The 25,008-nt window shown below is 66.2% G+C and carries 24 protein-coding genes and 1 tRNA gene; 17 read left to right on the forward strand and 8 right to left on the reverse strand.

The features are described 5' to 3' along the window. Positions 1-16 precede the first annotated feature (16 nt). The 11 genes from fliP (at position 17) to DIE08_RS18240 (ending at position 13,768) form a co-directional block, all read left to right on the forward strand. Positions 17-778: a flagellar type III secretion system pore protein FliP gene (gene fliP, locus DIE08_RS18190; protein WP_124627857.1), complete on the forward strand. Its 762-nt coding sequence runs from the start codon at positions 17-19 to the stop codon at positions 776-778. A 16-nt stretch (positions 779-794) separates the two neighbouring features. Beyond that, positions 795-1,067: a flagellar biosynthesis protein FliQ gene (gene fliQ / locus DIE08_RS18195; protein WP_006750427.1), complete on the forward strand. Its 273-nt coding sequence runs from the start codon at positions 795-797 to the stop codon at positions 1,065-1,067. A 28-nt stretch (positions 1,068-1,095) separates the two neighbouring features. After that, positions 1,096-1,878, forward strand: a complete 783-nt coding sequence (gene fliR / locus DIE08_RS18200; protein ID WP_124902841.1) for a flagellar biosynthetic protein FliR — start codon at positions 1,096-1,098, stop codon at positions 1,876-1,878. Positions 1,879-2,043: 165 nt separating this feature from the next. Further along, on the forward strand, positions 2,044-3,048 hold the full coding sequence (locus DIE08_RS18205; RefSeq protein ID WP_124627853.1) for an ABC transporter substrate-binding protein: 1,005 nt from the start codon (positions 2,044-2,046) through the stop codon (positions 3,046-3,048). Positions 3,049-3,169: 121 nt separating this feature from the next. Further along, positions 3,170-3,967 (forward strand): ABC transporter ATP-binding protein, encoded by a 798-nt coding sequence (locus tag DIE08_RS18210; protein ID WP_027788757.1) that lies wholly within the window; start codon positions 3,170-3,172, stop codon positions 3,965-3,967. Positions 3,968-3,991: 24 nt separating this feature from the next. Then, a complete protein-coding gene (locus DIE08_RS18215) occupies positions 3,992-4,849 on the forward strand; it encodes an ABC transporter permease (protein ID WP_108064675.1) in 858 nt (285 codons plus the stop codon). 73 nt (positions 4,850-4,922) lie between these two features. Further along, entirely contained in the window at positions 4,923-6,290 is a 1,368-nt protein-coding gene (locus DIE08_RS18220; RefSeq protein WP_124902843.1) for a sensor histidine kinase, read from the forward strand. A gap of 12 nt (positions 6,291-6,302) precedes the next feature. Continuing rightward, positions 6,303-6,980, forward strand: coding sequence for a response regulator (locus tag DIE08_RS18225; protein ID WP_124902845.1), 678 nt, complete (start codon positions 6,303-6,305; stop codon positions 6,978-6,980). Positions 6,981-7,251: 271 nt separating this feature from the next. Continuing rightward, positions 7,252-8,382 carry a porin gene (locus DIE08_RS18230; protein ID WP_124902847.1) on the forward strand — a complete coding sequence of 377 codons (1,131 nt, stop codon included), beginning with the start codon at positions 7,252-7,254 and terminating at the stop codon, positions 8,380-8,382. A gap of 332 nt (positions 8,383-8,714) precedes the next feature. Beyond that, positions 8,715-10,733 carry a site-specific DNA-methyltransferase gene (locus DIE08_RS18235; protein ID WP_124902849.1) on the forward strand — a complete coding sequence of 673 codons (2,019 nt, stop codon included), beginning with the start codon at positions 8,715-8,717 and terminating at the stop codon, positions 10,731-10,733. Beyond that, entirely contained in the window at positions 10,733-13,768 is a 3,036-nt protein-coding gene (locus tag DIE08_RS18240) for a type III restriction-modification system endonuclease (protein ID WP_124902851.1), read from the forward strand. The genes DIE08_RS18235 and DIE08_RS18240 overlap by 1 nt, the downstream gene beginning before the upstream one ends. 226 nt (positions 13,769-13,994) lie before the next feature. Here the strand turns inward: DIE08_RS18240 and DIE08_RS18245 are convergent, their stop codons facing one another. The 5 genes from DIE08_RS18245 to egtB all read right to left on the reverse strand — a co-directional run bounded on the left by DIE08_RS18245 (position 13,995) and on the right by egtB (position 17,675). Further along, a complete protein-coding gene (locus tag DIE08_RS18245) occupies positions 13,995-14,363 on the reverse strand; it encodes a hypothetical protein (protein WP_124902853.1) in 369 nt (122 codons plus the stop codon). A gap of 224 nt (positions 14,364-14,587) precedes the next feature. Beyond that, positions 14,588-14,842 (reverse strand): hypothetical protein, encoded by a 255-nt coding sequence (locus tag DIE08_RS18250; protein ID WP_124627843.1) that lies wholly within the window; start codon positions 14,840-14,842, stop codon positions 14,588-14,590. A 56-nt stretch (positions 14,843-14,898) separates the two neighbouring features. Further along, complete coding sequence (locus DIE08_RS18255) at positions 14,899-15,201, reverse strand: hypothetical protein (protein ID WP_059448027.1); 303 nt, start codon at positions 15,199-15,201, stop codon at positions 14,899-14,901. Between the two features lie 247 nt (positions 15,202-15,448). Next, positions 15,449-16,462: an L-histidine N(alpha)-methyltransferase gene (egtD, locus tag DIE08_RS18260; RefSeq protein WP_059602217.1), complete on the reverse strand. Its 1,014-nt coding sequence runs from the start codon at positions 16,460-16,462 to the stop codon at positions 15,449-15,451. Then, the gene (gene egtB, locus DIE08_RS18265; RefSeq protein ID WP_124902855.1) at positions 16,446-17,675 is read right to left on the reverse strand and encodes an ergothioneine biosynthesis protein EgtB; all 1,230 of its coding nucleotides are present in this window, start codon (positions 17,673-17,675) and stop codon (positions 16,446-16,448) included. The genes egtD and egtB overlap by 17 nt, the downstream gene beginning before the upstream one ends. 581 nt (positions 17,676-18,256) lie before the next feature. Here egtB and DIE08_RS18275 point away from each other — a divergent pair. Together DIE08_RS18275 and DIE08_RS18280 are read left to right on the forward strand one after the other, a co-directional pair. Continuing rightward, the gene (locus tag DIE08_RS18275) at positions 18,257-18,733 is read left to right on the forward strand and encodes a carboxymuconolactone decarboxylase family protein (protein WP_124902867.1); all 477 of its coding nucleotides are present in this window, start codon (positions 18,257-18,259) and stop codon (positions 18,731-18,733) included. Continuing rightward, positions 18,733-19,614, forward strand: a complete 882-nt coding sequence (locus tag DIE08_RS18280; RefSeq protein ID WP_124902857.1) for a sigma-70 family RNA polymerase sigma factor — start codon at positions 18,733-18,735, stop codon at positions 19,612-19,614. Before DIE08_RS18275 ends, DIE08_RS18280 begins: the two co-directional genes overlap by 1 nt. 195 nt (positions 19,615-19,809) lie before the next feature. Here DIE08_RS18280 and DIE08_RS18285 read toward each other — a convergent pair. After that, positions 19,810-19,886 (reverse strand) — tRNA-Val (locus tag DIE08_RS18285). A gap of 94 nt (positions 19,887-19,980) precedes the next feature. Between DIE08_RS18285 and DIE08_RS18290 the strand changes: the two genes are divergently transcribed. Together DIE08_RS18290 and DIE08_RS18295 are read left to right on the forward strand one after the other, a co-directional pair. Next, positions 19,981-20,220 (forward strand): EamA family transporter, encoded by a 240-nt coding sequence (locus DIE08_RS18290; protein ID WP_260436543.1) that lies wholly within the window; start codon positions 19,981-19,983, stop codon positions 20,218-20,220. 493 nt (positions 20,221-20,713) lie between these two features. Next, complete coding sequence (locus tag DIE08_RS18295; RefSeq protein WP_124902859.1) at positions 20,714-20,989, forward strand: hypothetical protein; 276 nt, start codon at positions 20,714-20,716, stop codon at positions 20,987-20,989. Between the two features lie 521 nt (positions 20,990-21,510). Here the strand turns inward: DIE08_RS18295 and DIE08_RS18300 are convergent. Together DIE08_RS18300 and DIE08_RS18305 are read right to left on the reverse strand one after the other, a co-directional pair. Continuing rightward, entirely contained in the window at positions 21,511-22,272 is a 762-nt protein-coding gene (locus DIE08_RS18300; RefSeq protein WP_124902861.1) for an anti-sigma factor, read from the reverse strand. Next, positions 22,269-22,787, reverse strand: a complete 519-nt coding sequence (locus tag DIE08_RS18305; RefSeq protein WP_124627827.1) for a sigma-70 family RNA polymerase sigma factor — start codon at positions 22,785-22,787, stop codon at positions 22,269-22,271. Before DIE08_RS18305 ends, DIE08_RS18300 begins: the two co-directional genes overlap by 4 nt. 157 nt (positions 22,788-22,944) lie before the next feature. On the opposite strand from DIE08_RS18305, the gene DIE08_RS18310 reads away from it, so the two are divergent. Beyond that, a complete protein-coding gene (locus tag DIE08_RS18310; RefSeq protein ID WP_059602233.1) occupies positions 22,945-24,033 on the forward strand; it encodes a catalase family peroxidase in 1,089 nt (362 codons plus the stop codon). Then, positions 24,030-24,563, forward strand: coding sequence for a cytochrome b (locus DIE08_RS18315; protein WP_124902863.1), 534 nt, complete (start codon positions 24,030-24,032; stop codon positions 24,561-24,563). Before DIE08_RS18310 ends, DIE08_RS18315 begins: the two co-directional genes overlap by 4 nt. Positions 24,564-25,008: the final 445 nt, after the last annotated feature.

A 25,008-nucleotide genomic window follows, 5' to 3' on the forward strand; every position in this document is an offset into this window, starting at 1 on the left:
CCGTATTCGCATCTCGATGAAACATGAATTCCTGCGTCACGCGGCGCGCTTCGCGCCCGTGCTGATCCTCGGCTTCGCCCCCGCGCTCGCATGCGCGCAGGCGGCCGGCCTGCCCGCGTTCAACACCAGCCCGGGCCCGAACGGCGGCACCACCTATTCGCTGAGCGTGCAGACGATGCTGCTGCTCACGATGCTGTCGTTCCTGCCGGCGATGCTGCTGATGATGACGAGCTTCACGCGCATCATCATCGTGCTGTCGCTGCTGCGCCAGGCGCTCGGCACCGCGACGACGCCGCCGAACCAGGTGCTGGTCGGCCTCGCGATGTTCCTCACCTTCTTCGTGATGTCGCCGGTGCTCGACCGCGCGTACGCCGACGGCTACAAGCCGTTCTCCGACGGCGCGATGCCGATGGAGCAGGCCGTGCAGCGCGGCGTCGCGCCGTTCAAGGGCTTCATGCTGAAGCAGACCCGCGAGACCGATCTCGCGCTGTTCGCGAAGATTTCGAAGGCCGCGCCGATGCAGGGCCCGGAAGACGTGCCGCTGTCGCTGCTGGTCCCCGCGTTCGTCACGAGCGAGCTGAAGACCGGTTTCCAGATCGGCTTCACGATCTTCATCCCGTTCCTGATCATCGACATGGTCGTCGCGAGCGTGCTGATGTCGATGGGGATGATGATGGTGTCGCCGTCCACCGTGTCGCTGCCGTTCAAGCTGATGCTGTTCGTGCTCGTCGACGGCTGGCAGCTCCTGATCGGCTCGCTCGCGCAGAGCTTCACGTAAGCGGAGGAAGCGCGCGATGACGCCCGAACAAGTGATGACGCTGGCGCACCAGGCGATGATGGTCGGCCTGCTGCTGGCTGCCCCGCTGCTGCTGGTCGCGCTCGCGGTCGGCCTCGTCGTGAGCCTGTTCCAGGCCGCGACGCAGATCAACGAATCGACGCTGTCGTTCATCCCGAAGCTGCTCGCGGTGGCCGCGACGCTCGTGATCGCCGGCCCGTGGATGCTGACGACGATGCTCGACTACCTGCGGCAGACGCTGCTGCACGTCGCGACGCTCGGCGCCGGCTGAGCCGCGCGCCCGGCTCCTTTACTCCGCGATGTTCTCGGTCACCTACGCGCAGCTCAACGGATGGCTGACGGCTTTCCTGTGGCCGTTCGTGCGGATGCTCGCGCTCGTCGCGACGGCGCCCATGATCGGCCACGCGGCGGTGCCCGTGCGCGTGAAGATCGGCCTCGCCGCGTTCATGGCGCTGGTCGTCGCGCCGACCCTCGGCGCGATGCCGGCCGTCACCGTGTTCTCCGCGCAGGGCGTCTGGATCGTCGTCACGCAGTTCCTGATCGGCGTGGCGATGGGCTTCACGATGCAGATCGTGTTCGCGGCCGTCGAGGCGGCCGGCGACTTCATCGGCCTGTCGATGGGACTCGGTTTCGCGACCTTCTTCGACCCGCATTCGAACGGCGCGACGCCGGCGATGGGCCGTTTCCTGAACGCGATCGCGATGCTCGCATTCCTTGCCGTGGACGGCCACCTGCAGGTGTTCGCGGCGCTGGCCGCGTCGTTCCAGTCGCTGCCGGTGTCGGCCGACCTGCTGCACGCGCCCGGCTGGCGCACGGTCGCCGCATTCGGCGCGACCGTGTTCGAGATGGGGCTGCTGCTTGCGCTGCCGGTGGTCGCGGCGCTCCTGATCGCGAACCTCGCGCTCGGGATCCTGAACCGCGCGGCGCCGCAGATCGGCATCTTCCAGATCGGCTTTCCGGTCACGATGCTGGTCGGGCTGTTGCTCGTGCAACTGATGATTCCGAACCTCGTGCCATTCGTGTCGCACCTGTTCGACATGGGGCTCGATGCGATGGGGCGGGTATTGCTCGGCTGGCGCTGAGCGCGTCCCGCCCCGTTTCCCGCCTGTTCCGGCCCTTCGTTGCTGGAAAACCCCTAAAGGAATCGCCAGCTCACGAAAGGTTGCGGAAGGTTTCGCCTCCCTATACTCGTCATGACGATGCAGCAAGCATCGCGCCATACGAATACAACGAAGGAGACGACCCCGATGCGACCCATCCTGCGCACCCTCGCCGTTGCAGCCAGCCTGAGCTGCGCGCTTGCCGCTCATCCCGCTTTCGCCGACGACGGCGGCAAGATCACGATCATGGTCGGCGGGATCGCGAAGCTGATCTACCTGCCCGCGCGGCTCACGCAGGAGCTCGGCAACTTCAAGGCCGAAGGGCTCGACGTCGAACTGCTGTCGCAGCCGGCCGGCGTCGATGCCGAGAACGAACTGCTGGCGGGCGCCGTGCAGGGCGTCGTCGGCTTCTACGACCATACGATCGACCTGCAGAGCAAAGGCAAGGAAGTGAAGGCGATCGCCGTGTTCGGCCAGGTGCCGGGCGAGGTCGAGATGGTGTCGACCAAGGCCGCCCCCACCTTCAAGTCGATGGCCGACGCGAAAGGCAAGACGCTCGGCGTGACCGGCCTCGGCTCGTCGACGAGCTTCCTCACGCAATACCTCGCGCTCGCGCACGGCGTGCCGTCGACGCAGTACACGATGCTGCCGGTGGGCGCCGACGCGAGCTTCATCGCCGCGATCAAGCAGGGCCGCATCGACGCCGGGATGACGACCGAGCCGACGGTGTCCGCGCTCGAGAAGATGGGCGACGCGAAGGTGCTCGTCGACATGCGCACCGTCGACGGCACGCGCGCCGCGCTCGGCGGCACCTATCCGGCCGCGAGCCTGTACGTGCAGTCGGCGTGGGCCGATTCGCACAAGGCCGAGGCCACCAAGCTCGCGCACGCATTCGCGAAGACGATGCAGTTCATCCACACGCACAGCGCGGAGGAGATCGCCGCAAAGATGCCGGCCGACTACCAGAAGGACAAGGCGCTGTACGTGTCCGCGCTGAAGGCGTCGCTGCCGATGTACACGGCCGACGCGAAGATGCCGGCCGACGGCCCGGCGACCGTGCTGAAGGTGCTCTCGGCATTCAACCCGTCGGTGAAGGGCAAGCACATCGACCTGGCGCGCACCTACACCAATGATTTCGTGAACGCGAAGTAATCGATATCGGCACAGGCGCCGGCGGCGGCGATCCCGCCGTCGCGCGTTCCCCGTTCCGGCCCGGCTGACCGGCCCGGCGTCGCCACGATGCGGCGCCCTCCTCACCCGCAGGACGAATGCGATGAATCAGGCAGTTTCCCCGAGCACACCGGCGATCGAGTTTCGCAATGTGTCGTGCCGCTTCATTTCGCCGGAAGGCAAGGCCACCGTCGCGTTGCGCGACTTCAGCATGAGCGTCGCACGCGGCGAGTTCATCGCGATCGTCGGGCCGACCGGCTGCGGCAAGTCGACCACGCTGAACCTGATCACCGGCCTGCTCAAGCCGGCGTCGGGCGAGGTGCGCGTGATGGGCCGCCCGGTCGACGGGATCGACCCGCGCATCGGCTTCGTGTTCCAGGCCGACGCCGTGTTCCCGTGGCGCAACGTGATCGACAACGTCGCGGCGGGCCCGCTGTTTCGCGGCCGCTCGAAGGACGTCGCGTACGCGCAGGCCGAGGAATGGATCCGCAAGGTCGGCCTCGACAAGTTCACGAAACACTATCCGCATCAGCTCTCCGGCGGGATGCGCAAGCGCGTCGCGCTCGCGCAGACCTTCATCAACCAGCCGGAAATCCTGCTGATGGACGAGCCGTTCTCCGCGCTCGACATGCAGACGCGCACGCTGATGCAGGACGAACTTCTGCAGTTGTGGTCCGCGAACAAGGGCTCGGTCGTGTTCGTCACGCACGACCTCGAGGAGGCGATCGCGCTCGCCGACCGCGTGTTCGTGCTGACCGCGCGCCCCGCGACGCTCAAGCGCGTGTATGAGATCGACCTGCCGCGCCCGCGCGTCACGTCGGAGATTCGCTACGACACGCGCTTCATCGAAATTTCCAAGGACATCTGGCACGACCTGCGCGAAGAAGTGCAGATCGGCTGACAGCAGCAAGGACAGGACAGGAGCATGACCGACATGACGCTTCCCCCCACCGCCATTCCGGCAACGTCGCTCGAGGACGAGTCGCGCGCCGCTCAAACCCGGCTGCGTCGCCGCCGGCAACTGATCATCGGCCTGCGGATCGCCGTGCTCGTGCTCGTGCTGGGCGGCTGGGAACTCGCCGCGCGGCTCAAGTGGATCGATCCGTTCTTCTTCTCGCAGCCGACGCTGATCTTCGCGCAGCTCCAGGACTGGTTCGCGAACGGCACGTCGCAGGGGCCGCTGCTCACGCAGGTATGGGTCACGCTCGAGGAAACCGGCATCGGCTTCGTGATCGGTTCGGTCGCCGGCGTGATCTGCGGGATCGTGCTCGGCCGCAACAAGCTGATGGCCGACGTGTTCGGCCTCTACATCCAGATCGCGAACTCGATTCCGCGCGTCGTGCTTGGCTCGATCTTCGTGATCGCGCTCGGCCTCGGGATGGCGTCGAAGATCGCGCTGGCCGTCGTGATGGTGTTCTTCGTCGTGTTCGGCAACGCGTTCCAGGGTGTGCGCGAAGCCGACCGCTACCTGATCGCGAACGCGCAGATCCTCGGCGCGTCGCGCCGGCAGATCACCACGTCGGTCGTGATCCCGTCCGCGCTCTCGTGGATTCTCGCAAGCCTGCACGTGAGCTTCGGCTTCGCGCTGGTCGGTGCGGTCGTCGGCGAATTCCTGGGTTCCAAGCAGGGCATCGGCCTGCTAATCTCCACCGCCCAGGGCGCGTTCAACGCGAGCGGCGTGTTCGCGGCGATGATCGTGCTGGCCGTGGTCGCGCTGGCCGCCGACTACCTGCTGACCTGGCTCGAGAAGCGCTTGCTCAAGTGGCGCCCCGCCGCGTTCTGAGCAGCGCACGCATCAGATGACACGCCAGAACCGCGCCGGTTGCCCCGGCGCGGTTCGGCATTGAGGAGAAGGAATGGCGCACAGCCTGCGCGGGCGGCTCTTGTGGTGGCTGCTGCTGCCGCTCGCGGTGTTCGTGCTGATCGCGGGCGCGATGTCGTACGACACCGCGCGGACCACAGCCGGGCTCGTGCAGGACAGCGCGCTCGTCGCGTCCGCGCGCACGATCGGCGAGGACGTCGAATGGCGCGACGGCTACCTCGCGGCCGACGTGCCGCCCGCCGCGCTGGAGATCTTCGAGTCGCCGTCGGCAGATTCGGTCTACTACAAGGTGGTCGACAGCCGCGAGCGCCTGCTCACCGGCAATCCGGCGCTCGCCCTGCCCGAACGGCACGGCATCGAGCCGACGCTGTACGGCACGGCGCTCGACGGCGTGCCGCTGCGCGCGGTGGTCTACGACCGCCAGCTGTACAACGAGGGCAAGATCGAGACGGTCACGGTGGTCGTCGCGAAGACGACGCGCTCGTACGACGCGATGATCGCGACGATCTGGCGGCCGCAACTCGTGCGCCTGTCGCTGATGCTGGTGCTCGCGGTCGTGCTCGTCTATCTGGGCCTCACGCTCGAGCTGCGCCCGCTGATGAAGCTGAAGGACGACGTCGCCGACCGCGGGCCGATGGAACTGGAGCCGATTCGCCCGGAGCGGCTGCAGCACGAGCTGCGGCCGATCGTCGACGCGATCAACCAGTGCATCGCGCGGCTCAATACGCATACGGCCACGCAGCGCCGCTTCATCGCCGATGCCGCGCACCAGCTGCGTACGCCGATCGCCGTGCTCGACACGCAGATCCAGTACGCGCAGCAGCGCGAGCACAATGACGTGGAACTCGCGTCGGTGCTCGACAGCATGCAGCGCAGCAGCCGCAAGATGGCCGACGTGACCGACAAGCTGCTGCTGCTCGCGCACGCGGAAGCGACGCCGTCGACGCTGCTCACGCATCGCGTCGATCTCGCCGCCGTCGTGTCGAGCGTGCTGGAGGAAACGATCGTGCTCGCGCAGCAGCGCGACATCGATCTCGGCGCCGATCTCGGCGAGCGGCTCGACGTCGCGGGCAGCGACAGCCTGCTGACCGCGCTGGTGATGAACCTTGTCGACAACGCGGTGCGCTATACGCAACCGGGCGGCTGCGTGACGGTCGCCGCGCGGCGCGACGGCGACGCCGTCGTGCTCGACGTGGTCGACAACGGCCCCGGCATTCCGGCCGAAGCGCGACCGCACGTGTTCAAGCGGTTCTACCGCGTGTCGGCCGACACCGAAGGCTCGGGCCTGGGCCTCGCGATCGTCCGCGAGATCGCGCAGGCGCATGGCGGCAGCGCGTCGCTCGCGCCGGGGCCCGGCAATCGCGGTATCGTCGTGACCGTGCGGCTGCCCGCATACGCCTGAAGAGAAGTCGCCATGAAACTCCTGCTGGTCGAAGACAACGCCGAACTCGCGCACTGGATCGTGAACCTGCTGCGCGGCGAGGATTTCGCGGTCGACTGCGTCGGCGACGGCGAACGCGCGGACACGGTATTGAAGACCGAACGCTACGACGCGGTGCTGCTCGACATGCGGCTGCCGGGCATCAGCGGCAAGGAAGTGCTCGCGCGATTGCGGCGCCGCAACGACAACGTGCCGGTGCTGATGCTGACCGCGCACGGCTCGGTCGACGACAAGGTCGACTGCTTCGGCGCGGGCGCCGACGACTACGTGGTCAAGCCGTTCGAGTCGCGCGAGCTGGTCGCGCGGATCCGCGCGCTGATCCGCCGGCAGGCGGGCGTCGGCACGACGCAGCTTGTGTGCGGCGATCTCGTCTACGCGTTCGGCACGCGCGAATTCCGTTGCGGGGGCGCGGTGCTCGCGCTGCGTCGCCGCGAGCATGCGATTCTCGAGACGCTGATGCTGCAGCAGAACAAGACGGTGTCGAAGGTGCGGCTGATGGACAGCGTGTTCGCGCTCGACGACGAACCGAGCGCGGATGCGATCGACATCTACATCCACCGGTTGCGCAAGCATCTCGCGGGCAGCACGGCCGAGATCATCACGCTGCGCGGGCTCGGCTACATCCTGCGCGAGAAGAGCGCGCAGGACTGACGGGCCTGCCTCCAGGTTCGATTCGTAGCACGTAACGTGTCGGCAGCCGCTGGCTGCCGGCCAGGCTCGCGTTCGCCCGCCTGCCCGATTCACGATTATTGCGCGTTCGGTGTTTTCACCGATCCGATTCTTTCCTCCGGGAAAGCGGCGTGAAGGATTGCACCCTCTACGATGCTACATGTCGGCCCCCTCGCTGTGGCCGGCAACAGCCGGCATACATTACGTACTGCCAACGAACAGATTTCAATGCGGCAGCTCGGAGGAGACGATCTTGAAACGAAAAACCCTTGCCCTTTCCATCGCGGCGGCAGGCCTGTGCGCCGGCACCCAGGCGCATGCGCAGTCGAGCGTGCAGCTCTATGGCCTGATGGACCTGAGCTTTCCGACCTATCGTACCCACGCCGACGCGAACGGCAATCACGTGATCGGCATGGGCAACGAAGGCGAACCGTGGTTCAGCGGCAGCCGCTGGGGCCTGCGAGGCGCCGAGGACATCGGCGGCGGCACGAAGATCATCTTCCGCCTCGAAAGCGAATTCGTGGTCGCGAACGGCCAGATGGAAGACGAAGGCCAGATCTTCGACCGCGACGCGTGGGTCGGCGTCGAGGACGAGCGCTTCGGCAAGCTGACGGCCGGCTTCCAGAACACGATCGCACGCGACGCATCGGCGATCTACGGCGACGCGTACGGTTCCGCGAAGCTCACGACCGAGGAAGGCGGCTGGACCAACTCGAACAACTTCAAGCAGATGATCTTCTACGCGGCCGGCCCGACCGGCACGCGCTACAACAACGGCCTTGCGTGGAAGAAGCTGTTCAGCAACGGCATCTTCGCGAGCGCCGGCTACCAGTTCAGCAACTCGACCGCGTTCGCGACCGGCTCCGCGTACCAGGTCGCGCTCGGCTACAACGGTGGGCCGTTCGCCGTGTCGGGCTTCTACAACCACGTGAATCACGGTGGCTTCACGAACCAGACGTTCTCCGTCGGCGGCAACTACGCGTTCAGCATCGTGCGCCTGAATGCCGGCTACTTCCGCTACAACGGCGACCAAGGCTCGCTCGGCCAGCGGCACGACGATTCGTGGACCGTGTCGATGAAGATCGCGCCGAAGGGCCCGCTCGATTACGAGCTCGGCTACCAGCAGATGCGCGTCAAGAACGCCGCGTACAACTCGGACGGCTTCGTGCCGAACGCGAACCTCGGTGCGTTCAGCCTGACGAATGGCGTCGGCAATGGCTTCAAGGAGACGATCTACGGGTCGGTGTTCTATCACCTGAGCAAGCGCACCGAGCTGTACCTGGCCGGCGACTACATGAAGCTGCATGGCGGCTACACGGTGTCGTCGACGTTCGGCGCGAAGAACCAGCTCGAACTGACCTCGGGCATCCGCACGCGTTTCTGACCCCGCGGCCGGGGCGCGCCCCGGCCGTACCCTTCGTTCGGGATTCTCCATGCGGGCACGCCGGCGCATTGCGCTGAACGTGCCCTTTTTTCGTCGTCTTCGGCCGGTGTGGGGTATCCCGGAAGCCCCATGTGCGCGGCGCCGCGACAACCCGGCCCGAAGCCGCTTGCGGCCCGTCGGACGGGCGATCGCGGCCGATGCCCGCACGATCGCCTCACATCGGTGCTTGACCTGCGCCGACCGACTCGCTAGCGTTTCGGGTTTGCCCGGGTGGCCATTGCCGCCGGTGCCGTGAGTGCGCCCGACGTCCTGGCGCACACGGCCGGGCTCCGATGGAAAAAACGATGCAGAAACTCGATGCGGCGAGCCCGCAGGCGATGTCGACGGATTTCACCGCCGACAACGTCGCGCGCCTGAAGGCGCTGTTCCCCGAACTCGTGACCGAAGGCCCGGACGGCGCGTCGGTCGACGTCGACGTGCTGAAGGCGCTGGTCGGCGAGCGCACCGTCGGCGACGCCGACGAGCGCTACGGCTTCCACTGGCATGGCAAGCGCAGCGCGCGCCAGGCCGCGCTCACGCCGTCGACGGGCACGCTGCGTCCGTGCCCCGGCGACAGCGTCGCGTGGGACGACACGCGCCATCTCGTGATCGAGGGCGACAACCTCGACGTGATGAAGCTGCTGCACAAGAGCTACGCGGGCAAGGTGAAGCTCGTCTACATCGACCCGCCGTACAACACGGGCAGCGATTTCGTCTATCCGGACGACTTCAGCGACAGCATCCGCCACTACCTGGCGATGACGGGCCAGACCGAAGGCGGCGTGAAGCGCAGCACCAACACCGAGGCGAACGGCCGGTTCCATACCGACTGGCTGAACATGATGTATCCGCGCCTGAAGCTCGCGCACGCGCTGCTGTCCGACGAAGGGCTGATCGCCGTGCACATCGACGAGCATGAAGTGCATGCGCTCGTGCTGATGCTGCGCGAGATCTTCGGCGAGGAGAACGAGCTCGGCGTCGCCGTGTGGGACAAGCGCAACCCGAAGGGCGATGCGCGCGGCGTCGCGTACCAGCACGAGTCGCTGGTGCTGTTCGCGCGCAACGCCGAGACGCTGCTCGAGCAGGCACCGCTGAGGCGCCCGAAGCGCAACGCGCAGCGCATGCTGGATGCCGCGCACGACGCGGTGTACCGCAGCGGCAACGTGAAGGATGCGCAAAAGGCCTACCGCGCATGGATGAAGGCGCAGACCAACCTGTCGGGCGGCGAGGTGATGTACGACCGGCTGTCGGCCGACGGGCGCGTGTACCGCCTCGTGTCGATGGCATGGCCGAACAAGAAGAAGGCGCCGGAAGAGTATTTCACGCCGCTGATCCACCCGGTCACCGGCAAGCCGTGCGCGATGCCGGCGCGCGGCTGGCGCAACCCGCCCGCGACGATGCAGGCGCTGATCGAGCGCGGCCAGATCGAATTCGGTCCGGATGAAACCACGCAGCCGCAGCGGATCTACTACCTCGACGAGAACATGTACGAGAACGTGCCGTCGGTGCTGCCGTTCGCCGGCTCCGACGACGCGCTGCTGAAGACGCTCGGCATCCCGTTCGACCAGCCGAAGCCGGTCGATTTCGCGGCGGCCGTGATCGGCTGGTGCACGCGCGGCGACGACATCGTGCTCGACTGCTTCGCCGGCTCCGGCTCGACCGGCCACGCGGTGATGCAGGTGAACGCGACCGACGGCGGCGCGCGCCGCTACATCCTCGTGCAACTGCCCGAGGCGCTCGACCGCCGCGACAAGACGCAGCTGGCGGCCGCCGATTTCTGCGCGAAGCTGAAGAAGCCGCAGACGCTCGCCGAAATCACGAAGGAGCGCCTGCGCCGCGCGGCCCAGCAAGTGGCGCGCGACTATCCGGAAAGCTATGGCGACCTGGGCTTTCGCGTGTACCGGCTCGACACGACCAACGTGATCGAGTGGGATCCGCGCCGCGACGACTTCGACCATGCGCTCTTCGCGTCCGTCGAGCACGTGAAGACCGGCCGCAGCGAGGACGACCTGCTCGCCGAGCTGACGCTGAAGCTCGGCCTCGACCTGTGCACGCCGGTCGAGCATCACCCGATCGCAGGCAAGACCGTGCACCTGATCGGCCGCTCGATCGTCGCGTGCTTCGATGCGCGCATTTCGCGCGACGACGCGGGCCCGCTCGCCGACGGCATCGTCGAACTGCTCGACGCGACCGGCGCGACGCGCGATGTCACGTGCCTGTTCCGCGACAGCGGCTTCGTCGACGACGTCGCGAAGCTCAATCTCGCCGCGCTGCTCGAACAGCATGGCGTGAAGCGCGTGCGGAGCCTGTGATGCGGCTGCATTTCGAAGCGGATCTCGACTACCAGCGCGAGGCGATCGACGCCGTCTGCGACCTGTTTCGCGGCCAGGAATCGTATCGCGGCGACTTCAGCGTGCTCGCGAACGCCGCGCCCGGCACCACGGCCGCGGCTCAAGGCTCGCTCGGCTTCGCGGTGTCGGAGCAAGGCGTCGGCAACCGGCTGTCGCTGACCGACGACGCGCTCGCGCGCAATCTCGCCGACGTGCAGCTGCGCGGCGGGCTGCCGCCGTCCGGCTTGCCCGGCTCACGCGACTTCACCGTCGAGATGGAGACCGGCACCGGCAAGACCTACGTGTACCTGCGCACGATCTTCGAGCTGAACCGCCGCTACGGCTTCACGAAGTTCGTGATCGTCGTGCCGTCGATCGCGATCAAGGAAGGCGTGCACAAGACGCTTTCGATCACCGAGGACCATTTCCGCGCGCTGTACGCGGGCGTGCCGTACGACTACTTCCTGTACGACTCCGCGAAGCTCGGCCAGGTGCGCCACTTCGCGGCGAGCGCGGCGATCCAGATCATGGTGATGACGGTCGCCGCGATCAACAAGAAAGAGATCAACAACCTCTACAAGGACAGCGAGAAGACCGGCGGCGAGAAGCCGATCGACCTGATCCGCGCGACGCGGCCGATCGTGATCGTCGACGAGCCGCAAAGCGTCGACGGCGGGCTCGAGGGGCGCGGGCGCGAAGCGCTCGCCGCGATGGCGCCGCTCTGCACGCTGCGTTATTCGGCGACGCACGTCGACCGCCACCACATGGTGTACCGGCTCGACGCGGTCGACGCGTACGAGCGCAAGCTCGTCAAGCAGATCGAGATCGCGTCGGCGATCGTCGAGGACGCGCACAACAAGCCGTACGTGCGGCTTGTCAGCGTGTCGAACCGGCGCGGCGCGATCAGCGCGCGCATCGAGCTCGACGTCGCGACCGCGGCCGGCGTGAAGCGCCAGATCGTGTCGGCGACCGACGGCGACGATCTCGAACGCCTGACCAAGCGCGCGCTGTACGCGGGGCTGCGGATCGGCGAAGTGCATGCGGTGAAGGGTGCCGAATACGTCGAGCTGCGCCATCCGGAAGGCGAGGCGTTCCTGTCGCTCGGCGAGGCGTTCGGCGACATCGACACGCTCGCCGTGCAGCGCGAGATGATCCGCCGCACGATCCGCGAGCACCTCGACAAGGAATTGCGTCTGGCCGAGCGTGGTGTGAAGGTGCTGTCGCTGTTCTTCGTCGATTCGGTCGAGCGCTATCGCCGCTACGACGAGAACGGGATGCCCGTGAAGGGCGACTACGCGCTGATCTTCGAAGAGGAATATGCGCGCGCGGCGCGCGTGCCGGCCTACCGTGCGCTGTTCGACGGCGTCGACGTCGCGCTCGAAGTCGAGCGCGCGCACAACGGCTACTTCTCGATCGACCGCAAGGGCGGCTGGACCGACACGAGCGAAAGCAGCGCCGCGGCGCGCGAGAACGCGGAGCGCGCATACGGCCTCATCATGCGCGAGAAGGAAGCGCTGCTGTCGTTCGACACGCCGCTGAAGTTCATCTTCTCGCACTCAGCGCTGAAGGAAGGCTGGGACAACCCGAACGTGTTCCAGATCTGCACGCTGCGCGACATCCAGACCGAACGCGAGCGCCGCCAGACGCTCGGCCGCGGGCTGCGCCTCGCGGTCGACCAGGACGGCGAACGCGTGCGCGACCCGGGCGTGAACACGCTCACGGTGATCGCGACCGAACGCTACGAGTCGTTCGCGGAGAACCTGCAGAAGGAAATCGAGGCCGATACGGGCATCCGTTTCGGGATCGTCGAGGAGCACCAGTTCGCGGCACTGCCGGTGCAGGAAGGCGACGGGCCCGCGCACGCGCTCGGCATCGAGCTGTCGCGCGCGCTGTGGACGCATCTGCATGAGCAGGGCTACGTCGACGCGCAGGGCAAGGTGCTCGACCGGCTGAAGGATGCGCTGCGCCAGAGCGCGCTCGTGCTGCCCGACGCATTCGAGTCGCTGCGCGCGCCGATCGTCGCGACGCTGCGCAAGCTGTCGGGCCGCTTCGCGGTGCGCAATGCGGACGAGCGTCGCGCGATCGCGTTGCGGCGCGATGCGTCGGGCAAGGCCGTCGTGTTCGGCGACGACTTCCGGGCGTTGTGGGACCGCATCCGCCATCGCACCGTGTACAGCGTCGAGTTCGACAACGCGAAGCTCGTGCGCGATTGCACGGCCGCGCTGCGCGACGCGCCGGACATCGCGCGCGCACGGCTGCAGTGGCGCAAGGCCGAGATCGATATCGGCAAGGCCGGCATCGAGGCGATCGAGGTGGCGGGCGCCGGCACGGTGCTGATCGACGAAGGCGAGTTGCCGCTTCCCGACCTGCTCACCGAACTGCAGGACCGCACGCAGCTCACGCGCCGCTCTCTCGCGACGATTCTGGCCGACAGCGGCCGGCTCGACGACTTCCGCGTGAATCCGCAGCAGTTCATCGCGCTGGCCGCCGATGCGATCAACCGCTGCAAGCGGCTCGCGCTGGTTGCGGGCATCGCGTACCGCAAGCTTGGCGAGCGCCACGTGCATGCGCTCGAGTCGTTCGAGAGCGAGGCGCTGACCGGCTACCTGCGCAACCTGCGGTCCGATGCGCGGAAGTCGATCCACGAGGCGGTCGTGTGCGAGACCGACGCGGAGCGTGCATTCGCCGATGCGCTCGAAGCGCACGACGGCGTGAAGCTGTACGCGAAACTGCCCGCGTGGTTCCGCGTGCCGACGCCGCTCGGCAGCTATCACCCGGACTGGGCGGTGCTCGCGGAGCAGGACGGCGGCGAACGGCTGTATTTCGTCGTCGATACGCCGAATGCCGACGGCGACGTGACGAGCGAGCACGAGCGCGCGAAGCTCGCGTGCGGCGAGGCGCATTTCCGTGCGCTGGTGGACGGCGGAGAGGCTGCGCGGTTCGTCCGCGTCAGGCAGGCCGATGCGTTGTTCGAGCCGGTTGCAGCCGTCGCGCCCCTGGCGGGCGCGGGACGCTGAAACGAAGGGCGGCGACGAGCCGCCCTTTTTTCATTTCATCGATCCGGTTACGGCGGATCCGTTTGTCATTCGAATGAAAGCGATTCGTATCCTCGCCGGTTCGCGCGCGTCGTTACCGCTGGTTGCAAATCGGGGTCGATGCGACGCCGGCGCGCGACACCTCCGTTTCGCCACTGCCATGAAAAAGGGCGCCGAAGCGCCCTTCCTCCCCATGCGTACGCCGCAGTTACAGCGTGCGGCCGAACGCGTTGCGATGTGCGTGATGCGTGGACGTCGACGCATGCGCGGTATGGCCGTGCGTGTGCCCATGGCCGTGGCCCGGCTGCGTGCCTGCACGATCGGCGATCGTGTCGGAGCGGTCGGCTGCACGCGCGAGGCCCTTGTCGCGGTCGCCCGAGCGGAAGCCGTTCGAGTTGCTCAGCGCTTCGCCGCTCATGTGGCCGCCGGACATGCCGCCGGCGTTGCCGCCCATGCCGCCAGCGCCATGACCACCGCCGTTGCCCCCACCGTTGCCACCGGCCGCGGCACTCGCGGAAACGGCACCGAGTGCGAGGAGCGCGGCGGCCAGTACGGACAGATATCGTTGCGTTTTCATTGTTTGCTCCCTGGAGCGTGTTCGGATGATTGCATTCTAGGAACACGCGATTTCCGCGCGACTCGACGTTGTAAATGATCGTAACGGTGCGCGTGATGCGCATTCGTCGGATCAATGTGCGACATGCCGGATGCGTGCGCGGAATGCGCGGCCGGCCGTCGTCGGACGAAGCAAGATGAAAGGCGGGAACGGCACTGTCGCGCCGTTTCCGCCGGTGAGCGCGCTTACTGCGCCGGCTGCACGCCCTGCGCGGCGGCCTTGCGCTGCGCCGCCATCTCCTGCTCGTGCTTCTTCGCCATGTGGTGGCCGACGATACAGCCGCCGACCGCACCGACCACGGCGTGATGTCCCGCGTAGTGGCCGGCGACGCCGCCCACCACCGCGCCCTTCATGCAGCCTGCCGCGTGCGCGCTGCCGATCGTTGCGAGCGCAACGACGGCGGCCGCTGCGCACGACCTGATGTGTCGAATGGGCATCATGCGATCACTCTCCTCTTGTCGTCGTGATCAGTATTCTCGTGAGCCGGCCGCCCGGTTCAGTTCCAGCGGCCGCGCCAGCCGTCGCCGTCACGCCAGGCGCGCTCGCGCCACTCGTGCTCGCGCCATTCACGGCGACGCCACTCGTGTTCACGCCATTGACGCGCACGCCAGTCGTCGTCGCGATAGCCCACCGGCGCGTACATCACCGGCGGCGGCGGCGCGACGTAGACCGGCTCGGGCGCCGCATAGACGCCTGGCACACCGATCCCGACCGACAGGTCGACGTGGGCCGATGCGACGCCCGAAGCTGCCAGCGCCGCTACACCGAGAACTGCACCGAGGATAAGTTTCTTGCTCATTTCGCGACTCCCTGCACGTGTCGTGCGTCATGTGACTACGGTTCGGAGTCTAGGCATCGGGCGCCGACACAGGTGAAACCGGTCTGCGAGACCGGTAACGGACGTTTACGGCGGGGTGCGAAGCGTTGCAGGACAAGGGTGGCGGGCGATTCGACACGCCGTTGCAACGGCGCATCGAATCGGTAAAGGCGGGAATTTTTGCCGGAAAACGCGCCGGCGCCGCACGCCGCACGCGAATCGAACGAAGTTACGCGCGGATATCGTCGACGCTGCGCAGCCAGTGCACGCTGAACAGGCTGTCCGCGTCGGTCCACACGGTGTCGGGCTCGAAGCCCGCACGGCGCGCGATCGCATGGAAGCCGTCGATCGTGAACTTGTGAGAGTTCTCCGTGTGGATGTGCTCGCCCGCCTCGAAGCGGAACGCGTGGCCGCGCACGTGCACCGTTTGCGCGATATCGCTGACGAGATGCATCTCGATGCGCTGCCGTTCGCGGTCGTAGAACGCGCAATGCGAAAACGCGTCGAGATCGAAGTCCGCGCCGAGTTCCGCGTTCGCGCGGGCGAGCAGGTTCAGGTTGAACCGTGCGGTCACGCCCTGCGCGTCGTTGTACGCGCGATGCAGCGTGCGCTCGTCCTTCACGAGATCCACGCCGACCAGCAGGCCGCCGCCGCGCAACAGCCGCGCGGCGTCGCGCAGGAACGCGTCGGCTTCCTCCGGCGAGAAGTTGCCGATCGTCGAGCCGGGGAAGAAGCCGATGCGCCGGCGCGGCGTCTCCGTCAGTTCGGCCAGTTGCTCGGCCTTCGTGTAGTCGGCCGCGATCGGCGCGACGTCGAGCCACGGATACGCGTCACGCAGCCGCGCCGCGGCGCCGTGCAGGTAGTCGGCCGAGATGTCGATCGGCACGTAGCGCGCCGGCGCGTTCGCGTAGTTGTCCGCACACGCGTCGAGCAGCACGCGGATCTTCTCGAGCGAGCCCGCGCCGAATTCGACGATGTCCGCATGCGGGCCGACGCGCCGCACGATCTCGGCCGCGCGATCGCGCAGGATGCCGAGTTCCGTACGCGTCGGGTAGTACTCGGGCAGCTCGCAGATGCTGTCGAACAACGCCGACCCGGCCGCATCGTAGAAGTATTTCGGCGAAATGCTGCGCGGCGTGCGCGACAGTCCGTCGATCAGGTCGCGCTCGAACGCGCTCGGCCGCGAATCGCGGGCGGGTTGCAGGCCACCGCTCGTGGCCGTCAGATCAGACGTCTCGCGCAAGTCGCACTCCCGTGAATTGCCAGCGCGCGGCCGGCGGAAAGAAATTGCGGTACGTCGGCCGTTCGTGCCCCGGCGGCGTCGCGATGCTGCTGCCGCGCAGGACCTGCTGGCCGACCATGAACTTGCCGTTGTATTCGGCGGCGACTCCCTCGAGCGGCCGAAAGCCCGGATACGGCTCGTAGGACGAACGGGTCCACTGCCACACGTGCCCGAGCATCTGCTGAATACCATCCGCGCCGAATGCGGCTTCCCATTCGAATTCGGTCGGCAGGCGTGCGCCGGCCCACTCCGCGTACGCGGCCGCTTCGTAGAAGCTCACGTGACACACGGGCGCATCGGGCGCGAGCGTCTCCACGCCGTGCAGACCGAACGCGCGCCATGCGTGTACGGCTTCCGGCCCACCGTCGTCGTCCGGAATCCAGTACGCGGGCCCTCGCCAGCCTTCCCGCTGCACCGTCGCCCAGCCGTCCGACAGCCAGTATTCAGGGCGGGCGTAGCCGCCGTCCGCGATGAAGGCCGCGAATTCCGCATTCGTCACGAGACGGTTCGCGATCTCGTACGGACGCACGAGCGCCGCATGGCGCGGCCGTTCGTTGTCGAACGAGAACGCGTCACCGTCGTGGCCGATCTCGACGAGCCCGCCCGGCTGATGCAGCCAGCGCAACGGGCCGGCATCGCCCGCGGCCAGGGCCGCGTGCCCATCGGCGCGATTGAGCGGCCGGAACGCAGGCTTGAGCGGGTTGCACGAGAACGCATGCAGCATGTCCGTGACGATCAGCTCCTGATGCTGCTGTTCGTGATGCAGGCCGAGTTCGATCTCGGGCGCGATCGTGGCGAGCATCGTCGGATCGGCGCCGTCGAGCGCGCGCAGCATCGCGTCGTCGACATACTGACGGTACGCACTCACCTCGTCGAGCGACGGACGCGTGAGCAGCCCGCGCTGCGGCCGCGGATGGCGCGGGCCGAGCGCTTCGTAATAGGAATTGAAGAGGAACTGGAATGCGTCGTCGAACGGCGCGTAGCCATCCACGCGGCGCATCAGTACGACGGTTTCGAAGAACCAGGTCGTATGCGCGAGATGCCACTTCACCGGACTCGCGTCGGGCATCGACTGCACGGCCTGGTCTTCGGCGGATAGCGTCGCCGTCAACGCGACACTATGGGCGCGCACGTCCTGGTAACGGCGCTGAAGCTGGGATGCAAGGAGGCTCATCGGTTTACCGTCCACGTCGCGATTCGCTGCGTTGCGTTGCCGGAAAAAGGAAAGCCTTGCGCTCGGATGCGCGCGGCTGGCGTGCGACCTTCATTGCTGCGATGTCGGGCAGCCGGCGCGCGCGCCGGGCCGCTGGTGCGGCGTCACATCATCTGCCCGTGCAGAACAGTATGGGCCAGAAATGTGAACGTCGCGAATCGGATTTCGGGCGAAACAAGTGCGAAAGACAAATGAAAGCACTCGCGCTTCGAGCGGCGACGTTGGCGAACCGTCGATGCCCGAGATGGCGGGGCCCGGCAGGCGATCGCAATGGGCATGCCTGCGCGTCGGCATTACCGCCGCCTCATGACAGTCGCGCGGCACGCATGAAAGGTCGACGACCCGCGTTCACCGGCGCAACGGCGCCATGCGGTCGATATCGGCCCCGATCCGCACGCCGGCATCACGGCCGTCGGTGCGATGTTCGACTGCCCTGCCCTCCGTGCGCTTCCCGACTTTTGAAAAATTTTTCGCGCCGATGTCACACGCGCGGGGGCCTCGCTCGTCATATCACCGGAACCCACACGAAAGGAGAAGGAACCATGACTGCGAAACTCAATCCGTTCGCCGCCGCCCCCGCGCTGATGAAGAACTGGATGACCGTATCGGTCGCCGCTGCCGGGAGCCTCGAGCCGACGCTGATCGAGCTGGTCAAGATCCGCGCGTCGCAGATCAACGCGTGTGCGAACTGCCTTAACATGCACACCGTCGAGGCCCGCGAGCAAGGCGAGACCGAGCAGCGCATCAATCTGCTGGCCGCGTGGCGCGAAGCACCCTGCTACACCGACCGCGAACGCGCGGCGCTCGGCTGGACCGACGCGCTCACTCGGCTGTCGGATGGCCATGGCGCGCACGAAGCCGCGTATGCGGCGCTCAACGACCACTTCAGCCAGGAGGAGCAGGTGAAACTCACGGTGATGATCAACGTGATCAACGGCTGGAACCGGCTGGCCGTCGGCTTCGGGCTGTGGATCGATCCGGCTGAAGCGAAAGCCGCTGCCGCGAAGATGGTGGCCTGATGACCAGCCTCGATCCGGCCGCGGGCAGCGCCGAAGACCGGGCCGACGCAGCGGCGAGCTTCGATCCGCTGCGTCGCACGCTGATCCGCGTCGCGTACCGGATGCTCGGTTCCGTCGCGGACGCCGAGGACATGGTGCAGGAGGCGTTCATCCGCTGGATGGGCGTCGATCGCACGGAGGTGCGCGTGCCCGAGGCGTTCCTGCGCCGCATGGTGATGCGCATGTGCCTCGATCAGCTGAAGTCCGCGCGGCACCAGCGCGAGACCTATATCGGCCCGTGGCTGCCGGAGCCGGTCGTCGAGGAGGATGAACAGGAGGACGTCACGCTGCCGCTGATGCTCGCGCTCGAACGGCTGTCGCCGCTCGAGCGTGCTGCGTTCCTGCTGCACGACGTGTTCGGCCTCGAGTTCGACGAGATCGCGGCGACGATCCAGCGTGACCCGGCCGCATGCCGGCAGCTCGCCGCGCGGGCGCGCACGCATGTGCGCGAGGCGCGGCCGCGGTTTCATGTCGAGAAGCAGCGCGGGATCGCGCTGGCCGAGGCGTTCTTCGCGGCGTCACGCAGCGGCGACATGCGCGCGCTCGGCGCGATGCTCGCCGAGGACGTGAGCCTGCATTCGGACGGCGGCGGCAAGCGCGCGGCCGCGGGCAAGCCGGTGTTCGGCTTCGAGCGCGTGATGAAGGTCCACGCATACCTGGCCGAACTGTTCGCCACGCATGCGTCGAAGCTCGTGCGGGCCGGGTTCATCAACGGGTTGCCTGGTTTCGTCACGCTGGAGTCCGACGGCGAGCTGCAGACCACGGCGCTGGAGATCGAAGACGGGAAAATCGTCGCGATCTATGTCGTGCGGAATCCTGACAAGTTGAAGCATCTGCATTGATGCTTGACGAGCGGGGGCTCTACGCCCTGCCTTGCCGATTACCCGCTGCTTGCCGCACGAAGCATCGCCCAGGCATGCACGATTTCGTGCCGCAAAAAGAAAAACGCCACGCGATGTTGCCGCGTGGCGTTTGTATGTTGGCGAGCCGGATTGCCTGTAGGCAATGCGTGCTGCCAGACCCCTTCTTTTGTTCGTTGGTAGGCTCGATTGGATTCGAACCAACGACCCCCACCATGTCAAGGTGGTGCTCTAACCAACTGAGCTACGAGCCTAAGAAGCCGCGAATTATAGAGAGGGTTTTGGAGGTGCGCAAGTCCCTTTTGTGAAATTTATTCGATCGAGCATGGCGCGCATGGGCGGCGCACCGTGCGCGAAGCGAATTGCGATCGCATCCGGGTTGATCCCCACTGCGGGCTGCTTTGCTACGGCGCGGGCACGGTGCTCTGGATCTTCGCGTTGAGCAAGGCCGGGCTCACCGTCGTATATCCGTTTACCGCGCTCACGTTCGTGCTCGTCTTTCTGGCTGGAATCGTGTTCTTCGGCGAGCGTGTGTCGTACGCGCAATGGGGAGGCGTCGCCATGATCCTCGGCGGCCTGATGCCGTAACTTATCCACAGCGCGCTATGGATAACCGTTCGGCAAGCCTCTGGATTCACAGTGGAACGATTGAGGATATGTCGCCGCGGCTGTGAATCGGCGGGAAGTTGTTCTGTGATGCACAGCGATTTTCCTGTGCATCACCTGTGGTTATGCATTCCGTTTCATGTTGAAAATTCATGGTGTTACGGAAGTTATCCACTGTGAGGTGGCGGGCTTGTTAACTATCACTACGTATATATACGAACCCTGTTAATACCTTTGGATAAGCACAGTTCGTCGACTGTGATCCGGGAAGGATATGCACTGCGCGCGGTGGATGACTCACGCGAAGTCGAAGCCGGTGACCCGCCCGAACTCGCCAGGTTCACGACAGGCCTCGTCAATGAGACGCTGGTGATGGATATTGCTGGCCGCGTAGCGGAGCTCATGACCGATGTGGCCGCGGTTGTACGAGGATCCGTTATGACAATCACTTCATCGTCGTACCGGATGTGAGCTCGTGACTCGGGCCGTTTCCGATCTCGTCAACGATCGTAGCAACGGCCAGAGTGGGCATCGGGTCGTGCCATTGACGCTGGCGCGTGATGAAGTCGAATTTCCGGGCTACATGCTCGAATCCGAAGAGACGAAAATTCTGGAGTTGCGCGGGAAGTATGAAGGGGGCGGCGTCTATCGGTTCGACGATGACGAGTCGATGGAATCAGCTATCGGTCTATTGACGGCACCTTGTGCTGAATGCCTGAGGGAATTGATTGCAAGGCAGGAAGAAAGGTAGGAGGACGAGTGCCTCAGGGAGCGGGATGACCGGATTGAGATTCGACAAGGTCGATCGGTGTTCCGTCCAGTTCGATATCGCGACGCTGCTCGGCCTGAAGACTCCGTCGTGGTGGAATGCCTTGTGGATATCGAGCAGTCAAAGCACCCGAAGGCCTGTGCGCTCGACGGATAAGGTAATCGAATTCGGTGCAGATGTTCGCGGCACCTTGCGGGTTGTGGAGATATCACGCCAAAAACAACCCGAAACACTGTGCAGGCCGAAGATGAGCGAGTCGACCGATGACCGTGCGCGGTGTCGACATGATTGATGTGGATATCCCGTTCCGCAGCGACTCGAAACGCTGTGATTCCAAAAGGGCGAGGATGCCGGTGTTGCTTCGATGTGGACAACAAACCGCGAAAGTCAGTCGAAACGCTGTGCAAGCGAGTGGAGACAGTAAGCACGCACAAGTCAGAAGCCGCATCATTCGGGGCTCGACGGCCACCCACCGACCACCAGCCCCGCGCGCGTCGTACCGCTCAAGTCTGCTGATCGAGCGCCTGCGCGATCGCTTTCTCCGCGAGGCTTCCGGCCGGCCCGACCACCGCGAAATTGAGCCCGTTCACCGACCCGTACCGCGCGAGCAACGGCCCATCCACGCGTTGTCCGGCCGGCAGCAGCCGGTGTTTCGATTCCGCCGGCCGGAGATAGAAGCTCAGTGTTCGCCCGGTATCGTCCTCATAGAGCACCATCGCGGCAGTGGCTCCGCTGTCCGTCGTAAACAGCCGCCCGCCAACCGGCCTGAACCCGGCCGCACTCAAATCCGGCAGCCGCGCCGATGCGCCGACGCGTCTGGTGAGCCACCCTTGCAAATCTCCCGCACGGGTTGGCCGAAAATCCACCTTCGCGGCTTGATCGACGACCATCATCCGGTAAGCCTCGACCGCATCGCTCATCGGCGCGATCGGAGGTGGCGCGTTCCATCCATGCGCCTGCCACCCGCCAAACGTCCCCAGCCCGATACAGAACACGAACGAAGCCGCCATCGCGAATCGCATCCGCGAGCGCTCCACACGCTTCGCCCGAATCGCAGCTGGATCGAGCTCAGGATTGTGACCGGGCATCCGCACGCTCTCGAGCGCGGCCCGCAATCGTTGCGCATCCTGCTGCCATTGCCTTACCTGTTCCGCACGCTCCGGATGCAGCGCGAGATATCGCTCGACCGCGGCGCGCGCGTCGTCGTCGAGCTGGCCGTCGACATAGGCCTGGAGATCGTGTTCGTCGGGACGGAGGTGGTTCATTTCATCACGCGGAGAGAAGGAGCGGGAAGTTCGCCGTCGCTGAGCTGGCGCAGCGCCTGGCGCGCGCGGGAGAGTCGCGACATCACGGTGCCGATCGGCACGCCGAGCAGGTCGGCGACTTCCTGATACGTAAAGCCCTCGACCGCGACGAGCAGCAGCAGGCTGCGCTGCTCGTCGGAGAGCCGGCCGAACGCTTCGAGCGTCGCGCGTGCGGCCACCTCACGTTCGGCGGACGGCCAGTGCGCTTCGTCGTCGTCGCGAATGCGGCCGAGCAGCCATGCGTAGCGCTTCGCGCTGCGTTTGCCGTCGAGAAACTGCCGGTAAAGGATCGTGAAGAGCCAGCTGCGCAACGACGCGTCGTCGCGGCGGCTTGCCCAGCGCGACAGCGCGCGCTCGAGCGTCGACTGGACGAGATCGTCGGCGGCGTGGACGTCGCGCGCCAGCCAGAGCGCGAAGCGTCGCAGCCTGGGGATGAGTTCGCGCAATGCGTCGTCGTCGGGGGCGTTTGAGGGCATGGCCGGGGCGCGAGCCGATAAGCGTGGAGATGCCGCGTAGGACGCCGGTCGGCGTCGCTTATTCCGTCAGCATACGAAAAATTTCTTCATGGAATAAAGCGGCGCGGGTGGCGTCCTACACGCGTTCGACAATGATCAGACGATCGGGAGTGCATCCATGAAGCAATCTTCCTCTTCTTCGCCGCCGAGCGAACCCGGGCGCGGGTGGTGGCGCTGGGCCGTGATCGGCGGCGCGGTGGCCGGCGTGGCCGTGGCGTTCGGGTATGTCGGCGGCTGGCTTGCGCCGGCGCGTCTGACCCCGCACCGGCTCGTCGACGCGCTGCAGACGGCCGGCGGCGAGCATCCGGGCTTCCGGCGCAATCACGCGAAGGGCGTGTGCGTGACCGGTTACTTCGAAGGCAATGGCGCCGCGAGCGCGTATTCGGTCGCGCCGTTCTTCAAGGCGGTGCGCACGCCGGTGGTCGGGCGCTTCGCGCTGCCGGGCGGGAATCCTTATGCGCCCGACAGCAGCGTGCCGATCCGCAGCCTCGCGCTGAAGCTCACCGCACCGGACGGCCAGCAATGGCGGACCGGGATGAACGCGATGCCCGTGTTTCCGGTGGCGACGCCGAAGGCGTTCTACGCGCAGTTGCTGGCGACCCGGCCGGATCCCGCGACGGGCAAGCCCGATCCGGCGAAGGTGAAGGCGTTTTTCGGCGCGCATCCGGAGACGGCAGCGTTCCGCGCATGGGTGAAGGGTGCGAAGCCGAGCGCGAGCTACGTCACCGAAAGCTATTACGGATTGAACGCGTTCTACTTCGTCGATGCTGCCGGCAAGCGCCAGGCGGTGCGGTGGCGCGTCGTGCCGGAGCAGATGACGGGCGCCGGCGACGTCGCGACGGCCGCGGATCCGAACGTGTTGCAGCAGGACCTGACGCGGCGCATCGCGGACGGTGCGCAGAAGTGGAAGCTGCTGGTCACGCTGGCCGAGCCCGGCGACCCGGTGGACGACGCGACGAAGACCTGGCCCGCGCAGCGGACGACGATCGACGCGGGGACGCTCGTGCTCGATCGCGTGGAGCCGCAGGACAGCGGGCCGTGCCGGGACGTGAATTACGACCCGACGGTGCTGCCGCAGGGGATTCAGGTGTCGGGGGATCCGTTGCTGGCGGCGCGGTCCGCGGCGTATGCGGATTCGTATCTGCGCCGGACGAGTGAAGAGGCCGGCGTGGCCGGCGCGGCGCGACTGAGTGCGGAGGGACGATGATGAAGGCTACGACGACGTTTAGCTTGCCGGCGAGGCTGCTGCATTGGGTGATGGCCGCGATGATCGTCGCGATGCTGTTCATCGGAGTGGGGATGGTGGCGTCGGTTTCCGGGCGGCACGATTTCCTGGTGGCGTTGCACAAGCCGCTGGGGATTGCCGTGCTGGTGCTGGTTTGCGTACGGATCGTGGTGCGGTTCGTGTCGAAACCGCCCGCGTTGCCCGATGATCTGCCCTGGTGGCAGAAGCTTGCCGCGCATGGGTCGCATCTCGTGCTGTACGCGCTGATGCTGGCGATGCCGCTGATCGGATGGGCGATGCTGTCGGCGGGCGGGTATCCGGTGACGCTGGGTGGCGGCGTGCAGTTGCCGGCGCTGGTCTCGGCCGACCCGGTGACGTTTGCCTGGCTCAGGGTCGCGCACCGGGTATTGGCTTACCTGTTCTTCGTGACGTTCCTCGCACACTTTGCGGCGGCGCTGTATCACGGGTTGATTCGGCGGGATGGGGTGGTGAAGGCGATGGTGGGGAGCTGAGCGACGCAGCGTTACGCTCGATGCGGGCGAGGTTGCTCAAAGGCTATCTCGCCTGGATCGAGTCGAGCGGCTTCCGTGGCCACCCGTGGGGGGCGGCTCGACTGTCCCGGGCCCGCTTGTAAAAATATTTTCACAAAGTGCTTGCGGAGACCGGGGCAGGTGCATAGAATCACGCCTCTTTCGCGCTAACGGAAACGCAGCGCGGAGGAAGAAGGGAAGCGGTGCGGTTGGGATCGGTTGTAGCGACTCCAGTGCACACGAAATTAAACCGCAGTCGTCGCAACGAAGTAGTTAAAAAAGTTGTTGACGAGTTTTAAAAAACGGTTAATAATCTCGCTTCTCTGCTGCTGAAAACGCAGCGCTGCTGAGAAACTTCAGGTTTCTCGCAGAAATGCTCTTTAAAAATTAACAGCCGATAAGTGTGGGCGCTTGATGGAAGCGAGCT

This window comes from Burkholderia sp. Bp9004 (assembly GCF_003858025.1).
In the GTDB taxonomy this organism is placed as follows: domain Bacteria; phylum Pseudomonadota; class Gammaproteobacteria; order Burkholderiales; family Burkholderiaceae; genus Burkholderia; species Burkholderia diffusa.

Bases quoted from the DNA above. Each gene is read 5' to 3' on its own strand.
- DIE08_RS18300 (WP_124902861.1), bottom strand. From the start codon at position 22,272: ATGAACCACCTCCGTCCCGACGAACACGATCTCCAGGCCTATGTCGAC.
- DIE08_RS18220 (WP_124902843.1), top strand. From the start codon at position 4,923: ATGGCGCACAGCCTGCGCGGGCGGCTCTTGTGGTGGCTGCTGCTGCCG.
- DIE08_RS18235 (WP_124902849.1), top strand. From the start codon at position 8,715: ATGGAAAAAACGATGCAGAAACTCGATGCGGCGAGCCCGCAGGCGATG.
- DIE08_RS18255 (WP_059448027.1), bottom strand. From the start codon at position 15,201: ATGAGCAAGAAACTTATCCTCGGTGCAGTTCTCGGTGTAGCGGCGCTG.
- DIE08_RS18310 (WP_059602233.1), top strand. From the start codon at position 22,945: ATGAAGCAATCTTCCTCTTCTTCGCCGCCGAGCGAACCCGGGCGCGGG.
- DIE08_RS18250 (WP_124627843.1), bottom strand. From the start codon at position 14,842: ATGATGCCCATTCGACACATCAGGTCGTGCGCAGCGGCCGCCGTCGTT.
- fliQ (WP_006750427.1), top strand. From the start codon at position 795: ATGACGCCCGAACAAGTGATGACGCTGGCGCACCAGGCGATGATGGTC.
- DIE08_RS18275 (WP_124902867.1), top strand. From the start codon at position 18,257: ATGACTGCGAAACTCAATCCGTTCGCCGCCGCCCCCGCGCTGATGAAG.
- DIE08_RS18305 (WP_124627827.1), bottom strand. From the start codon at position 22,787: ATGCCCTCAAACGCCCCCGACGACGACGCATTGCGCGAACTCATCCCC.
- DIE08_RS18245 (WP_124902853.1), bottom strand. From the start codon at position 14,363: ATGAAAACGCAACGATATCTGTCCGTACTGGCCGCCGCGCTCCTCGCA.
- DIE08_RS18240 (WP_124902851.1), top strand. From the start codon at position 10,733: ATGCGGCTGCATTTCGAAGCGGATCTCGACTACCAGCGCGAGGCGATC.
- DIE08_RS18280 (WP_124902857.1), top strand. From the start codon at position 18,733: ATGACCAGCCTCGATCCGGCCGCGGGCAGCGCCGAAGACCGGGCCGAC.
- fliR (WP_124902841.1), top strand. From the start codon at position 1,096: ATGTTCTCGGTCACCTACGCGCAGCTCAACGGATGGCTGACGGCTTTC.
- DIE08_RS18210 (WP_027788757.1), top strand. From the start codon at position 3,170: ATGAATCAGGCAGTTTCCCCGAGCACACCGGCGATCGAGTTTCGCAAT.
- DIE08_RS18225 (WP_124902845.1), top strand. From the start codon at position 6,303: ATGAAACTCCTGCTGGTCGAAGACAACGCCGAACTCGCGCACTGGATC.
- fliP (WP_124627857.1), top strand. From the start codon at position 17: ATGAAACATGAATTCCTGCGTCACGCGGCGCGCTTCGCGCCCGTGCTG.
- DIE08_RS18205 (WP_124627853.1), top strand. From the start codon at position 2,044: ATGCGACCCATCCTGCGCACCCTCGCCGTTGCAGCCAGCCTGAGCTGC.
- egtB (WP_124902855.1), bottom strand. From the start codon at position 17,675: ATGAGCCTCCTTGCATCCCAGCTTCAGCGCCGTTACCAGGACGTGCGC.
- DIE08_RS18215 (WP_108064675.1), top strand. From the start codon at position 3,992: ATGACCGACATGACGCTTCCCCCCACCGCCATTCCGGCAACGTCGCTC.
- DIE08_RS18315 (WP_124902863.1), top strand. From the start codon at position 24,030: ATGATGAAGGCTACGACGACGTTTAGCTTGCCGGCGAGGCTGCTGCAT.